General features: G+C 58.3%; 12 protein-coding genes. All 12 read right to left on the reverse strand.

Annotation, left to right across the window (positions count from 1 at the left end):
* Nucleotides 1-2,061, reverse strand: a 2,061-nt coding sequence (locus AB5758_RS08625; RefSeq protein WP_368155496.1) for a YhgE/Pip family protein, incomplete at its 3' end; no start/stop codon positions are given.
* A complete protein-coding gene (locus tag AB5758_RS08630; protein WP_368155498.1) occupies nt 2,062-4,794 on the reverse strand; it encodes a YhgE/Pip domain-containing protein in 2,733 nt (910 codons plus the stop codon). It abuts the gene before it with no gap.
* Nucleotides 4,795-5,153: 359 nt separating this feature from the next.
* A complete protein-coding gene (htpG, locus tag AB5758_RS08635; protein WP_368141754.1) occupies nt 5,154-7,178 on the reverse strand; it encodes a molecular chaperone HtpG in 2,025 nt (674 codons plus the stop codon).
* A 204-nt stretch (nt 7,179-7,382) separates the two neighbouring features.
* Nucleotides 7,383-7,883 (reverse strand): GNAT family N-acetyltransferase, encoded by a 501-nt coding sequence (locus tag AB5758_RS08640; protein ID WP_346964823.1) that lies wholly within the window; start codon nt 7,881-7,883, stop codon nt 7,383-7,385.
* Between the two features lie 39 nt (nt 7,884-7,922).
* On the reverse strand, nt 7,923-8,573 hold the full coding sequence (locus AB5758_RS08645) for a tyrosine-protein phosphatase (RefSeq protein WP_022094060.1): 651 nt from the start codon (nt 8,571-8,573) through the stop codon (nt 7,923-7,925).
* Between the two features lie 17 nt (nt 8,574-8,590).
* The gene (locus tag AB5758_RS08650) at nt 8,591-9,328 is read right to left on the reverse strand and encodes a CpsD/CapB family tyrosine-protein kinase (protein WP_035136836.1); all 738 of its coding nucleotides are present in this window, start codon (nt 9,326-9,328) and stop codon (nt 8,591-8,593) included.
* Between the two features lie 2 nt (nt 9,329-9,330).
* Nucleotides 9,331-9,987 (reverse strand): YveK family protein, encoded by a 657-nt coding sequence (locus AB5758_RS08655; RefSeq protein ID WP_117745655.1) that lies wholly within the window; start codon nt 9,985-9,987, stop codon nt 9,331-9,333.
* Between the two features lie 195 nt (nt 9,988-10,182).
* Nucleotides 10,183-11,607 (reverse strand): sensor histidine kinase, encoded by a 1,425-nt coding sequence (locus AB5758_RS08660; protein WP_368141437.1) that lies wholly within the window; start codon nt 11,605-11,607, stop codon nt 10,183-10,185.
* 3 nt (nt 11,608-11,610) lie between these two features.
* A complete protein-coding gene (locus AB5758_RS08665) occupies nt 11,611-12,339 on the reverse strand; it encodes a response regulator transcription factor (RefSeq protein WP_050766101.1) in 729 nt (242 codons plus the stop codon).
* Between the two features lie 64 nt (nt 12,340-12,403).
* A complete protein-coding gene (pstB, locus tag AB5758_RS08670) occupies nt 12,404-13,279 on the reverse strand; it encodes a phosphate ABC transporter ATP-binding protein PstB (RefSeq protein ID WP_006234803.1) in 876 nt (291 codons plus the stop codon).
* Nucleotides 13,280-13,382: 103 nt separating this feature from the next.
* The gene (locus AB5758_RS08675; RefSeq protein WP_346964821.1) at nt 13,383-14,621 is read right to left on the reverse strand and encodes a sensor histidine kinase; all 1,239 of its coding nucleotides are present in this window, start codon (nt 14,619-14,621) and stop codon (nt 13,383-13,385) included.
* A 25-nt stretch (nt 14,622-14,646) separates the two neighbouring features.
* Nucleotides 14,647-15,342: a response regulator transcription factor gene (locus tag AB5758_RS08680; RefSeq protein WP_250786886.1), complete on the reverse strand. Its 696-nt coding sequence runs from the start codon at nt 15,340-15,342 to the stop codon at nt 14,647-14,649.
* Between the last annotated feature and the right edge of the window lie 239 nt (nt 15,343-15,581).

Below are 15,581 nucleotides of genomic sequence, written 5' to 3' on the forward strand. Positions count from 1 at the left end.
GTACTCCATATGATAGGCACCGGCCATGGCGGCGTGCATGGCGTTGATGCCGTGAGTAAACGGCAGGAACGGATAGATCGCCTGGAACACGGGGCCGGTCATCTCGATGGGAAACGTGCCGCCCGAACCGCCGACCTGCATGACCAGCAGCACGACGGCGAGCGCCTTGCCGATATCGCCAAACGACACCGTAAGCGTGTAGACGATATTGGAGAACACGAGACTCGCGACCCAGCCCGCCAGCACAAACTGCAGCGGGTTGTCGCACTGGATGCCAAAGAACAGGATGTCGCCCGCGCACACGAGCGTTGCCTGCAGCAGGGCCAGACCGCCAAAGAACAGGTAACGGCCCAGGTAGATCTCGTGCAAGCGCACGGGGATCAGCTCATTGATGAGTTCGTCGTCAACCGAGACCTTCATCATGGCCGCCAGCACGATCGAGCCGACCCAGAGCGACAGAATCGTGTAGAACGGTGCCATGGCCGAACCGTAGTTGCGGATCGGATAGACCGGCTTGCGATCGAGCGCGACGGGGCCGGAAAGCGACACGGCCAGACCCTCGGGATCATTGCCGATCATCGTCTTGATCGTAGCGAGGTCATCCGACATCAAGGCGCCGTCGAGCTCGTCCTTAAACGCGCTGATCTTGTCCGACGCCTCGCCCAGCTGATCAGAAGCCTTGTTGACCAGCTTTGCAGCCTTGGAGAGGCCCTTTGCCAGCGAACCGGATGCGTCGGTCAGGCCGCCTACGGCGCTGTCCAGGTCGCCCGAGATGCCATCAAGCGAGTCCAGAATGCCCGAAACCGTCTTCTTGAGCTCCTTGGCCTTAACCGAGAACGTGGAATCGTAATCGGATTTGGCACCCGCGATGCCGGCCTTGGCATCAGCGATGGCCTGATCGACCTCGGCACGCGAGTTGTTGACCTCGGCCATGCTATCGGAGAGAGACTTCGCGGTAGCCGCCAGATCCTTGGCATTGTTGCGGTACTCAACGGCGATTCTGCCCAGCGACGTCGCGGCGGACTTGAGGCCGTCCTTCAAATTCTCATCGCTCACCTGGTCGGCAAGGCTGCGGAGCTGATCGGCCATCGCATCGATATCCTTGGCGCGCGCATTGAGGGCCGCAGCGGCATCGTTGAGTTGGGACACCGTAAGGTCGACATGCTGGTTTGCGGTGTCGAACGCCTTCGCGAGCTCGGCAGACACATTGTCGAACGAACCCGCGCTTCCGTCAATCGCGGCGTTGATGGCGTCGTTGGCGGCCTTCAGCGCTTCTTTGGAATCGCTCATGCCGCTCTTGGCATGCTCCATCAACTGCTTGGTCGACTCATCGACCGTACCCGTCTGCTGGAGCATACCGCTCGCCGACGTCAACGAATCGGACGTAGAGCTCAAAATGCCCGCCAGCGACGAAGCATTAGCCTGAACGTCTTGCAGGTCCCCAATCGAATCGCCGAGCGTCGAGGACAGGTTGGCGATAAAGTTGCTGACCTGGTCGGTGCTCATGTAATCGAGCAGGCTGGACACCGTCTTAAGACCGATGCTCGTAATGGTCTCGGTAAAAGATTCGTTAACCTGGTTCTGAACGGCGCTCGAACCCTTCTCGGTCACGATCTGCGCAATGGCGTTGGCCTTCTGATTCTCGTAGAACTCGATATCGGCATGCTTCACGTCGGTCGAGAAAAGCGTCATCATGTCAGCGCTAAACGTTTTGGGGATAACGACGGCAGCATAGTACGCGCCCGACTTAACGCCCTCGATAGCCTTTTCGCGATTGTTGAGCACAACCCAATCGAAGCTCTCGTTGCCGCGTAGGGTGGCGGTCACGTTTTCGCCCACGTTAACCTCGACGGGGATCAAATCGCTCTCGTAACCCTCATCGGTGTTGACCACGGCGATCTTAAGATTGCCGGTGTTGCCGTACGGATCCCAGCTGCCGGCGATGTTAAACCACGCGTACAGACACGGTACGATAATGAGGCCCATCACGACAACCAAGCCGATCACGGAGCGAGACACGTTTTGGACATCGCGCTTAAACAGATGCAGGATGTTCTTCATTTATGCCTCACCTCCTTTGGAGTGCTTGCCAAGCGCGGTGGTATCTCCATCATTTGTGGCTGTGCTGTCGCTGCCCTGAGATTTATGGTGCGAGCCGATATGCGGCAAGCGGCCCGTGGACTGATCGCCGCCCTTGGCACCACGCTCGCTGGCGTTGAGGCCAAACATGTGGCGGGCGGCAGGAATGGCGGCCGTGTGTTCGCGCATCTCGCGACGCAGGTCCTCATCCGAAAGCGCCGAGATGCGCATCTGGGTATTGAGGCTCGCGCGGATATATTCGATATTGATAAGCCAGCCGCAGATGGCAATAACCGAGATGATCCAAATAACAAGCAGGATGATCTTGCCGTTATTGTCGATATCGAGAACCGTCGACAGGACAAAGAGCAGGACCTGAACGCCCACCACGGCGGCAAAACCGCCCTTGATGTAGTACGGGTAGCGATGTTCAAAGGCGACCGCATGATCGAGCAGTTCGCGACGGTACGAATCGGAATCGAGCATGACACGCATGGCCGTGCGCAGCGAGTAGCGCTGGCGCGGCAGGTCGTTGGACTCGCAAATCATCATACCGGTCGTGGAGAGCTGTTTATCAAAGAGCAGGTTAAGGTTGAGCAGCAGCGGACGCAGCTGCAGGCCGATAAAGAGCGCCACGATCAAGAACACGCCCAGAATGCACAGGTTAAACAGGTAGTTGAACGAATACATGCCGCCGACCGTCTCGCGCAGCAGATTGATGCCGTAGGTAAAGGGCAGCAGCGGGTGCAGCCACTGGAAGAAGCCGGGCATCATCTCGATGGGGTACATGCCCGACGAACCCGGGATCTGCACGATGACGAGAATGACGCCGATAGCCTTGCCGATATGCTTAAACGTGGTGGACAGCGCATAGATGATATTGACGTAGGTGAACGAAATGGCGATGCCGCCCAGCACGAACAGCAGCGGGCTGACGCACTGCACGCCAATCACCAGATCGCCTACCGTAACGATGATGGCCTGCAACGCGCCCAGGATCACCATGAGCAACCAGCGGCCAAAGTAGCCCTGACGCGCCGTAAAGCTGCCAACACCTTCACGGTCGACCTCGAGCTTGTAAATGGCGATGAGCACATAGCCGCCCACCCAAAGCGCCAGATTGGTGTAGAAGGGAGCGATGCCCGAGCCAAAGCTCTTGACCGGATAGATTGACTTGGACGTCAACTCAACCGGAGACGCCATGAAATCTGCCACGTCATTGACATCGACGCCCATCAGATCGGCCAGCTCGCCCATGGACTCGGAGGTCTGCAGCGCCGCGATGTCATTGGCGGCGGTTGCAAGCTTGTCCTGGACCTTGGCAAGCGAGGAATCGGTCTGGGACAGCGTGGTCTTGGCCTGGCCGAGCGTAGCGCTAAGCTGCGCCAACGTGCCGCGCGCATTTGCAAGTGTAGGTGTCATACCCGAGACGATACCGGTCAGGTCGCCCGAAACGGCAGCAAAAGAGTCGAGCGCGCTCGAGGCCTTCGGCAGCGCGTTTTGGCCCAAGTCCGTCTGGGCTTGGCCAAGGTTGGTCGCACCGGTATGAATTGCGTTATTGATAGCGTCACTGGCACCCGAAACAGCCGCTGCGTCATTCGCCATGGCGCTCGACTGCGCGGACAGACCGTCCTTGATGCTCTGAAGCTTTTCATTCTGCTCTCGAAGCAAATCGATGGTCGATACAATGCGCGCGTCAATTTCCTCGGAACCTGTCGACGTGTCATTGGCGAGAATCTCCAAGTGCCCGATAACGGCCTTATTGTGGTCGATCGTCGCTTGAAGAGACTCGAGCGAGTTGTCGATACGGGTGGTCGTAGATGTGACCGCGCCCGTCAGCTTGCCGATGGCAGCGTTCGCAGAGGCCGACGTCTTGGTGAGCGCAAGGCTGCCTTCCGAGAGCGCCTTGGAGAGCGAGGTGATGGAGTTGCCCGCCGTGGTGCGAGCTTCGCTCAGCAGGTCGTTGCCCTGGGAGATCGCCTGCGTCAGCGACGGTGCCTGGCCTTGCAAGCCGGCAAGTGCCGCATCAGCCGAGGCGATAGCGCCACTCGTCTTATCGATGGCGGCATTCATATCGCCAATCGAATCGCACACCTCGCCCAAGGTGTCGGACGCCTCGGACACCGAACTTGCCAGCGAGTCCTGAGTCTGGGTTGCCTTGTCCTTTAAATCGACACCGGCATCCTTGGCGATACCGGCAACAGTCTTGCCTACCGTAGAGACAAATTCCGAGTTGATCTGCTCCTCGATGGTGTTTGCACCGGTATCGGTAACCTTGGGCGCAATGGCGCTCTTCTTCTCATTGACGTAGTACGTGAGCTTGGGCTGATGGTAGTTGCCGTCGAGCATCGAAACCAGGTTATCCGAGAAGTTCTTGGGAATCACGATAGCGGCATAGTACTCGCCGCTCTCGACGCCCTCCTTGGCATCGGCCGTCGAGTCGACGAACGTCCAGCCCAACTGATGATTCTCCTTGAGCTGGTCGACCACTTTGTCGCCAGCGTTGAGCTCACCCACCAAGTCGTTTTGGGTGCCTCGATCGTTGTTGGCGATAGCAATCTTGATGCCTTGGGTGTTTCCATACGGATCCCAGTTTGCCACGATGTTATACCAGGCATACAGCGAGGGAATAACGCACACGCCTAGGGTAACCACCAGGGCGACGGGGTTCACAAGCAGTCGCTTAATGTCGCGCTTAAATATCGCAAAGGACACCTTTGCATTGGATAGTTTGCTGCCGAGACTCACGCTTGGACCATCCATCCTGTCGTTAAATCGAATCGTACTATCGACAACCATTGTAGTAGGCGCTTTAACGTCTCAAAGCACAATGGTGTTGAGTTTTGCGGGTAGCAATATACTACGAAGATGAGTTAACGTACAGATGTACAGTATCCTAAATTTCAGCAGGTCACAAAACCACAACCCGCACAAATAAATGATCCCTTGGGGACGAAGGGATCATTCAAAAGGAAACGAGAGTGGAAAATCTCCCACTTCAAGCCCGCATTCGAGCCAAAAGTGGGAGATTATCCACTCTCGTTCTAATCTAGTTACGGTGCCGTATCCCCGAACTACATCAAGTTGCAGACAGCTGCCGCGAAGGCAACGGGGTCCTCGGGCAAAATGCCCTCGACCAGCAGGGCCTGATCGTAGAGCAGACCGGAGTACTGCTTGATCTTGTCGGCGTCGCCTGCCTTCTGGGCAGCGACAAGCTTGGCAAAGACCGGGTGCTTGGCGTTGAGCTCGAGCACGCGCTGGCTCTTGGGCATACCATCGGGCGCTCCCTCGGGACCCTTCTGGAGCACCTTCTCCATCTCGAGCGAAAGCGGGCCCTCGGTGGTGATGCACGCGGGAGCATCGGTCAGGCGCGCAGAGACGGCGACCTTCTCGACCTTGTCGCCGAGCGCCTCCTTCATGGCGCTAAAGAGGTCCTCGTTCTCCTTGGTGGCGTCCTCGGCCTCCTTCTTTTCGTCCTCGGTCGCCAGGTCAAGATCACCGGTCGCGACGTTCTTGAGCTCCAGATGACGATCCTCGACCTCGGGCTCGGCACCGTCGGCCACAGCCTTCTCGGCAGCCTCGCGGGCAGCGTCGTCCTCGTAAATCTTGGGCATATCGGCGGCAATGTACTCACGCATGGCCTGGAAGGTGAACTCATCCACATCCTGCGTCAGTAGCAGCACGTCATAGCCGCGGTCGAGCACGCCCTTTACCACGGGCATCTTGGCCAAGCGCTCACGCGAGTCGCCGGCGGCGTAGTAGATGGCCTTCTGATCCTCGGGCATGCCCTTGGCATACTCGGCTAGGGTAATCATCTTCTGCTCCTTGGCAGACCAGAACAGCAGCAGGTCGGCGAGCTCATCGGCCTTCATGCCATAGCTCGAGTAGATGCCGTACTTAAGGCCGCGGCCAAAGTTCTCAAAGAACTTCTCGTAGGCCTCGCGGTCGTTGTCACGCATATCCTCAAGGTCAGCGGTGATCTTCTTTTCCACACGCTTGGCGATGGCCTTGAGCTGACGGTTCTGCTGCAGCGTCTCACGCGAGATGTTGAGCGACACGTCGGCGGAATCCACGACACCGCGCACAAAGTTGTAGTAGTCGGGCAGCAGGTCGTCGCATTTCTCCATAATCAGCACGTTGGAGCTGTAGAGCGCCAGACCCTTCTCGTAGTCCTTGCTGTACAGATCGAACGGGGCGCGACCCGGCACAAACAGCAGGGCGTCGTACTCGAGCGTGCCCTCGGCGTGGAAGCTGATGGTGCGCGCAGGATTATCAAAGTCGTGGAACGTAGACTTGTAGAACTCGTCGTAGTCCTTCTGCTCAACATCGGAGCTGCGCTTTTTCCAAATCGGCGTCATGGAGTTGATGGTCTCGAGCTCCTGGTAGTCCTCATACTCGGGCTTGTAATCGTCGCCGGCGTCCTCGGGCTTGGGTTTCTGGCGGCTCTTGGACACCATCATCCGAATCGGGTAGCGCACATAGTTGCTGTACTGCTGAATCAGGCTCTTGAGGCCCCACTCGGTCAGGAAGCGATCGTAGGCCTCGGCCTCGCCATCGGCGTCGAGCTTCTCGTTCTCACGCAGCGTCAGAATGACATCGGTACCGTGCTCGGCGCGCTCGCCATCCTCGATGGTGTAGCCCTCAAGACCGTCCGACTCCCACACATGGGCGACATCCTCGCCATAGGCGCGGCTCACGACCTTCACATGGCTGGCGACCATAAAGGCCGAGTAGAAGCCCACGCCAAACTGGCCGATGATGTCGACATCCGAACCCTGCTGCTCGGCGTTCTCGGTCTTAAACTCCTCGGAGCCGGAATGGGCGATGGTGCCCAAGTTGCGCTCGAGCTCCTCGGCGGTCATGCCAATGCCGTTATCCGAGATCGTGATGGTGCGGGCATCCTTGTCGAAAGAGACGCGGATGGCAAGGTCACCTTGGTCGAGCTTAACGCTCGGATCCTGCAGGCTCTTAAAGTTGAGCTTGTCGACGGCGTCGCTCGCGTTAGAGATAAGCTCGCGCAGGAAGATTTCCTTATTGGTGTAGATGGAGTTGATCATGAGGTCGAGCAGTTTTTTGCTCTCGGTCTTAAATTGACGCATGTGCAGTCCTTTCGCGCTACCCCCGTCCGCAAAAACGGCCCGGTTGCCCGAGCCGCATCGCAGACCTGCTATGTTCAGACTTAGATTTTATAACCCATTAGCGCGCATATATACATACGGAATCGAAAAACTGTATGTCCAAACGCTCCGATGCGCCAATTGCCAAGGAGTGCCCCCCCCCCTGCCGGCAGAAAAGGAACGTCCCTATCTGCCATCTACGCGCTTGGGCATCCAGGCATGGGGTTGGCCCTCGTCTTCGTAATCTACCGGGGCAATTTGCGTGTAGCCCGCCTTTACATAGAGCGGCAGCACGTATTCCTGTGCATGCAGCTTAATAAGCTTTGCGCCGGCATCGCGTGCACACGCATCACTGGCCTCGACGATCGCACTCGCCAATCCGCGACGACGCATAGCCGGCAGCACTGCGACGCGCCCCATAATGTAGGTCTCCCCCGCCGCAACGCCTTCGTCCATGTCGCATGCCGGCAACACCGGGGCCTCTGCGTCAGCCACGCGCTCAAGCTCTTCGGGAAACACGCGCGAGCAACCGGCAAGCTCGCCGTCTACATAGAGCGTCACATGAATGCAGTTCGGATCCTCGTCGATAGCGTCGAACTCATTCTCGTAGCCCTGCTCGTCCATAAAAACGACGCGGCGCACCAACGCCGCGTCATCAAAGCATCCCGTCTTAAGTTGAATATCCATGGCTGCCCCTTCATTCAATGCGAACGTTAGGGACAGATTTTAGCGAAAATGAGCTCCGCGCACGCTAAACTTCGCGCGAGCCTTCGCCAGGCAATCGTAATGACCCACGTTATGGGCATCGCTCGCGATGAAGCTGTACAGGTTCTGATCGAACAGGCGCTGTGCCGGCTTTTTCTCGCGACCAAAGCGACCGCCGGCAATAAAGTCCGCCGAAGCCTGCAGCTTGCAGCCCATATCGACCAGGCGCTCCGCCACGCTTACATCCTTTTGAACCGCACGATAGCGCTCAGGATGAGCGATGATCACCTGGTAGCCACGGCACTGCAAATCGTAAATCGTGTTCTCGTACTCTCTAAACGCATACGCATCGGCATGCGTCGAAAGCTCGAGCAGAAACTCGTTGGTTCCATCGAAATGCAAGTGCTCCGCGGCATCGATACCAAGCTCAACGAGCTTTCGATGGTTGACCTCGAAGCCCATCTGGAGCGGAAAACCGTCAGCGTTATCACGCAGCAGCTCAAAGGCATCCCACATCTTGTCGTAATCAAAATAGGGATCACGGCAGTGAGGAGTGCAAACGATTCTGGTTACACCGGCCCGCTTGGCAGCCTCGAGCATCGCCAAGCTCTCATCGAGATCGGCGGCGCCGTCGTCTACACCCGGCAAGATATGGCAATGAATGTCACGCATAGGTCAGCCTTAATCAACTAAACGTTTGCTCGGTTGGTGAAGATGCCCTTTTTGGAAGTCCCCTGATCGTCGGAGCCCTTCTTCACCTTCTTACCGTCCTTGGTGTAGTAGGAGTAGTAGTACTCGCTGGTCTCGGTCTCGCAGTAGTTCATAACGGTACCAATGAGCTTGACCTTCTCGGACTTCTTAAGCTGACCGATGGCGTTGAGCGCCTCCTCGCGCTTGGTGAAATCCTCACGCACGACAAAAAGCGCACCGTCGGTCAGACTTGCGATCTCGGCAGCATCGATGAAGGTGCCGACCGGGGGAGCATCAAAGATGACGTACTGGAACTTGGCGGACAGTGCCTTTACCAGCTTGGCAAAGCGGTGAGAGACGATGATGTCGGCAGGATTGGGAATATGCGGCTCGGCATCGAGGAAGTAGAAGTTCTTCTGACCCGTCTCGACAATCGCCTGGTCAATAGAAACCTGCTCGGAAAGGACTGCATAGAGTCCGCCGCGGGAGCGGACGCCGAGCATATCGGCAAGGGACCTGCGACGCATATCAGCCTCGACCAGCAGGACGCTCTTGCCGCTGGTGGCGATAGCCTGGGCAAGGTTGATGGAAACCGTAGACTTGCCCTCGTTGGGAATCGAGGACGTAACGGTGATGGTGCGAATGGGGTCGTCCACGCTCGCAAAGCGGATGTTGGCCAGAAGGGTCTTGGCGGCATTCTGTACAACGAGCTTATCGGTGTTCTTTGCCTTAGCCATGCCTATTTACCACCTTTCATAGCCGGAATTCGGCCAACAACGGGAATGCCCAGGAGCTCTTCCGCCTCTTCGGCACCGCGGATGCGGGTATTGAGCATGTCTGCCAAAACGACATAGGCGACTGCGATAAAGATACCGGCGAGGAACGCGACGGCAATATACAGCGTGCGCTTGGGGCCGCTGGGGGCTTCGGGGGTCTTAGCCTCGTCGATAACGTTGATGCTCTGGGCAGCGCCGACGTTCTGAGCGACCGTACTCACCGAGCTAGCTATGGCCTTTGCGACCTCAGCCGTCTCCTTGGCATCGGTGCCGGTAACCGAAAGCGTAATGACACGCGTGGTGGTCTCGGAGGAAACAGACACCTTGTAGTCATCCAGATCGGTGAGGCCCAGTTCCTTGGCGGCGCCGCTCTTAACGCTATCGCTATCCAGCAGCGTGGCGATATCGTTGGAAAGCATCTGGCTCGCCGAGAGATCGTTGTAGCTCATCTGGCCGCTATCGTCGGTCTTGGCGAGAATGTACATGCTCGTCGTCGCGGTATAGGTGTTGTCCATCGCGGCGAAGGACACGATGCCCATGGCGATCGCGCAGACCACCGGAAGGGTGATGACCAGCTTGAGGTGCTTCTTCAGCAGCTGGAACAGTTCGAGAAGGGTCATGCAGCTTGCCTTTCATTTCCCCAGTTCGGATTGACAAAACTGTCCGTATGTTATCGCATCTTTTTACCGAGACCAAACTCTATACATAAGAAACAGGCTCTCCTGTAAAAATGTCGGAAGCAATCGTAAAATTGCACAACAACGCCGCACCCGAAAGTCAAATGCGGCGTCTACATCAATACCTATGTTGTATCGCTATGCAAATGGCTCGTCCTGCTGTATGGGAAACGTCACCGTAATGGTGGTTCCCACGCCCAACTCGCTCGACAGATCGAGCGTGGCGTGATGATACAGGGCCGCATGCTTGACAATGGCAAGCCCCAGACCGGTTCCGCCGCGCGCCTTGGACCTACTCTTGTCCACGCGATAGAACCGCTCAAATACCTTGCCCTGTTCTTCAGGCGCGATACCGATTCCCGTGTCGGCGACCGCAAGGAACGGATGGCCTTCGTCGTTGGTGCCGCACTGCAGCGTAACCGTACCGCCGGGTCGATTGTAGCGGATGGCGTTGCTTGCCAGATTATAGATGAGCTCGTCAATCAAGCGCGACACGCCCTCGATGACCACAGGCTTGGTCTCATGACTTATCGTCACATTCGCCTGACGGGCGACCTGTTCAAGACGCTGCTCGACCGCGTAGATGGCACGCGAGAGCTCAATAGGCTCCGTGGACCCAATGGGCACCGCCTCGCCCTCAGCTGCACGCTCGGCCTCGTCCAAGTTAGACAGCGTAAGGATATCGTTGACAAGCGCTGCCAAGCGGCCCGCCTCACGATAGATGCGACCGCCAAAGTTGCGCAGGTCGCCCTCGCCCTCGACCATGCCGTTTGCGATGAGCTCGGCATAGCCCGAAATCGCCGTAAGCGGCGTCTTGAGCTCATGGGTGATATTCGCCGTGAACTCGCGGCGAATACGGTCGTTGTCCGCCAGCACCGCCATTTGGCGCTTGAGCTCCTGGCGCTGCGACTCAATACGCTCAAGCATGGGGACCATCTCGGCATAGGCGTGCTCATAGCTACGGCGTGGGTGGTCCAAATCCACCTCTTGCAAAGGCGCGATGATGGCACGGGACTCGCGGCGCGCCATAAAAAACGAGAGTACCGCACCCGCTGCTGCGATAAGCAGCATCGGCGCCACCATCGACAGCAAAATCGCCGCAACGCCAGGCTGGGCCTGCGCCAAGCGGACAACCTGGCCGTTATCAAGGGCGACGGCGCGATACAGCATAATCTCGTCGAGCGTAGAGCTTGCGCGCTCCGCGGAACCCGAACCACTCTCAAAGGCCTCGATGACCTCGGGGCGATCGCCATGGTTGGGCAGTGTGGAAGGCGACGCCTCGTTGTCGTAGGCAACCGATCCATCCTTGTTAATCAGCGTGATGCGCAAGTCCTCTCGATCGAGGCTACGCAAGAACGGGATGGGCTCCTGCTGCTCGTCGAGGGCGGCAGCAATGAGCTCGGTTTCTTGCGCCAGGTTGGCACTCGTGGCATCCGCCAAGGTGTTTTGCACAAAGAACGCACCCAGCACCGTAAACGCCACGATAACCGCCATGGCGCAGACAAAGATCGTCACAAAAACGCGGTGCGACAGCGTATGTTTTCCCTGGGGGGCGAAGACCACGGGTTACTCCTCCGATGCGGTGGCCGCGGTGTCGTCACCTTCGGCACCATCACCGGCAGAAGGCTCGGCCAAGCGGTAGCCCACGCCGCGCACGGTCTCGATGGCGCTGGCATGCTCGCCCAGTTTTTGGCGAAGCGTCTGCACGTGCACGTCAACGGTGCGCGAACCGCCGTCGAAGTCCCAGCCCCACACGCTCTGCAGCAACGACTCGCGGGTAAAGACCACGCCGGGCTTGCGCATGAGGTACTCGAGCAGGTCGAACTCGCGCAGGGTGAGCTTAAGCGACTCGCCGGCAACAGTCACCTCACGATGGCTGGGCGAGAGCACGATGTCGCCCACGCTGAGCACATCGCTTGCCTGTTTGACCATGCCGCCGCGACGCAGCAGTGCGCGGCAGCGGCTGGCGAGCTCCATGAGCGAAAACGGCTTAGTCAGGTAATCGTCGGCACCGCCATCGAGCGCCATCACCTTGTCGAGCTCGGTATCCTTGGCGGTAAGCATCATGATGGGCACCGTCGCCGTCAGGCGATCGGCACGCAGTCGACGCATAATCGCCAAGCCATCGGTATCGGGCAGCATGATGTCGAGCAGGACGGCATCGGGTACCCGTCGCGCCACGGCAGCCTTAAACTCACCGTCGCACGAAAAGCCTTCGGCCTCAATCCCCTGCTTGCGCAGCGCATAGACCGTCAAATCCCTGATGTTGTCATCGTCCTCGACGTAATAGATCATGTTGAACCCCTTTGCGGCCGGCATGACCGCATCTTAACCCTAAAGGTACCTTTACTAGATGGTATCAGCCAAAACGCCCCGTCAAATAATCCGCCGTGCGCGGATCGGTCGGATTCTTGAAGAGTTGCGCGGTGGGCGCGTGCTCCACCAGCTCACCCAGCAAAAAGAATGCGACCGAATCGGAGATACGCGCCGCCTGCTGCATATTGTGCGTAACGACCACGAGCGTGCAGGTCTCTTTGAGCTCGCAGGCCAGCTGCTCCACCACCAGCGTCGACACAGGATCGAGTGCCGAGGTCGGCTCGTCCATCAGCAGAATGTCGGGCTGCACGGCAAGTGCGCGGGCGATGCACAGGCGCTGCTGCTGGCCGCCCGAAAGACCCAGACCCGACTCTTTGAGCTTGTCCTTGGCCTCGTCCCACAGGGCGGCGCGTCGCAGGGAGTCTTCGACCAGCTCGTCGAGCACGACGCGATCGCGCACACCCATACCGCGCGGCCCATAGGCGACGTTGTCGTAGATGCTCATGGGAAACGGGTTGGGGCGCTGGAACACCATGCCCACGCGCTGGCGAAGGCGGCAGATGTCGTAGTCGCCCAGGATATCTTGACCATCGAGCGCAATCTTGCCCTCGATTCGGCAGTCCTTGATGCCGTCGTTCATGCGGTTAAAGCAGCGCAGCAACGTGGACTTTCCGCAGCCCGAAGGCCCGATGAACGAGGTAATCTGCTTGTCGCGGATCTTGATATTCACGTCCTTGAGCGCATGGTGGTCGCCATAGAACAGGTCGAGGCCCTCAACATCGATTCGCGTCGGCGAGGCGGCAAGATCCTCTGCCGTGGGGCGAGTCGCATCCCCAACCTCGCGCTCGTGCGCGGCCTCGGCCTGCGCTTTCATGAGTTCTTCAAGCTCCGTGGGCTCCACAGCCGCAGCAGCCGTCATACCGCATACCTCCACATCGATATCAATTCAGCAGTATCGATAGTAGGAATCGCGGCTCATATGCACGTGAGCGCATTGTCAAGTGTTTGTAAGGGCACGCTGGCTATGCGGCGGGCAGCTCGATGGTGAATATCGTGTGTTCGGGCGTCGATTCACATGCAACGGTACCGCCGTGCGCGCATACGATCTCCTTGGCGATGGCAAGCCCCAGTCCAGCGCCGCCGCGATTGGTCGCACGCGCCGCATCCAGGCGATAGAACTTCTCAAAGATCACCTTGAGCTTAGCCGCAGGGATGGGATCGCCCTGATTGATAAAGCGCACGCGCACGCCACCGCCGTCCCGGCGTCTGGCCTCGATCGTGATGGTCGAGCCCTCATAGCTATAGGCAATAGCGTTTTTCATGATGTTGTTGAACACGCGAGCCATTTTGTCGCCATCCACGAGCACCGTCAGGTCCTCGCGAATATCAACTTGGACTTCCTTATGCTGCTCGTTGAGGATGGGATAGAACTCGTCAGCCACCTGAGCCAGCAGCAACCCCAGATCAACATAGCCGCGCGTGAGCACGATATCGTGGAAGTCAAAGCGCGTGATATCGAAGAACTCTTCGATGAGCGTATCGAGCCGGTGCGCCTTGTCGAGCGCCACGCCCGTAAAGTGCGCACGTTGCTCAACCGGCAGCTCGGGAGCCTCTTGCAGCAGCGAAAGATAGCCCACTACGCTCGCAAGCGGGGTGCGTAGGTCATGTGCCAAGTACGTAACCAGATCGTCCTTGCGATGCGACTCGTCACGCAGAGCTTGCTGCACCTTGCGCTCACGGTCACGCACGCGGTTAAGGGCGCCCTCGACCTCCAAGAAGTCGCCGTCGATGTTGTCCCAGGTGTCGGGGTGATCGATCAGGCGATCTTGAATACGAGCGGCCAGCACACAATCGGCATGCTGCTCGCCCTGTTCGTAGCCCTGGTAGTACAGGGCTCGGCCGCACAAGAACATCACGCACGCGGCAAGCGCCAGCACAAAGCCAAGCATGTTGAATACAAAGCCGGCATCGAACAGCACCGGCCCTTCGATGCCGCCGAGCGCCATGGCGCCAATCGCCAACGTCATGGCCCACGCGGCGCCGCCAATCACCACGCAGCGGCGCACGATCTCAAATCGATCGATCAGCAAAAAGCCAACAAGCAGCACCGCCAAGATTCCGACGATGTTGTCGATGCCAATCAGCAGCAGGCTCAGCAAAAAGAGCAGCACCGTTGCAAGCGCACGGTTGTCGACGACCGACCTCACGTAATCAAAGAGCCGATCGGGTACCTCGAATGCCTGCCTATCGTCTTTTGTCATATCCACTTCCCCACCATCAAAGGCGTTATTCGATTATGTAGCCGACGCCCCAGACGTTTTTGATAAAGCGCGGCTTTTGTGCGTCGTCGCCGATCTTTTCGCGCAGGTGGCGAATGTGCACCATCACCGTATTGTTGGAGCCGGGCATAAAATCCTCGTTCCACACCGCACGGAACAGGTCCTCCACGGCCACCACGCTGCCGCGATGCTCGACCAGATACAGCAAGATTGAATACTCGGTGGGTGTGAGGCGTACCGGTGCACCGTCCACCGTCACGGAACGAGCGTCGCGGTTGATCTCCAAGCCGTCGAGCTGAATGGTCGGCGACTCGGCCGCCTGTGCACGGCTACCGTAACTGGTGTAGCGGCGAAGCTGAGCGTGCACGCGCGCGATGAGCTCCAGCGGGCGGAACGGCTTAACCACGTAATCGTCCGCGCCAAGCGAAAGGCCCTCGATCTTGTCTTGCTGGGCATCGCGCGCCGTCAGCATGATCACGGGATAGGTATGGCTGGAACGGATCGTACGCAGCAGCTCAAAGCCATCGATATCGGGCAGCATGACATCAAGCAGCGCCAGATCGAACTCCTGCTCCAAAATCGCCTTGGCAGCATCGGCCCCGCTATAGGCAATCTGGACATCAAAGCCCTCTTTTGTAAGGTAGATGCCAACCAAGTCGGCGATGGCCTTCTCGTCATCAACTACCAAAATGCGCTCGTTCATGCGTGCTCCTCTCGCGCTCCATTATGCCTGAGGCGACGCACGCCACACACAACAAGCGTGGGTGATTAAGTCGGCCTTAAGCACCCTTGTGCCCGTTCGGGTGCGGATGTGGGCCAAGCGCGCACGCGATGATCGCCGACGCCGGCAAACGATATACTCTAGTTTCAGAAGAGACCATCCCGTCGAAAGCGAAATCTGTGAAGTCCCTCACCTCTTTTGCAAAGCGCTCAGCCCAGCTT

It is taken from the genome of Collinsella aerofaciens, from assembly GCF_040926405.1.
In the GTDB taxonomy this organism is placed as follows: Bacteria; Actinomycetota; Coriobacteriia; order Coriobacteriales; family Coriobacteriaceae; genus Collinsella.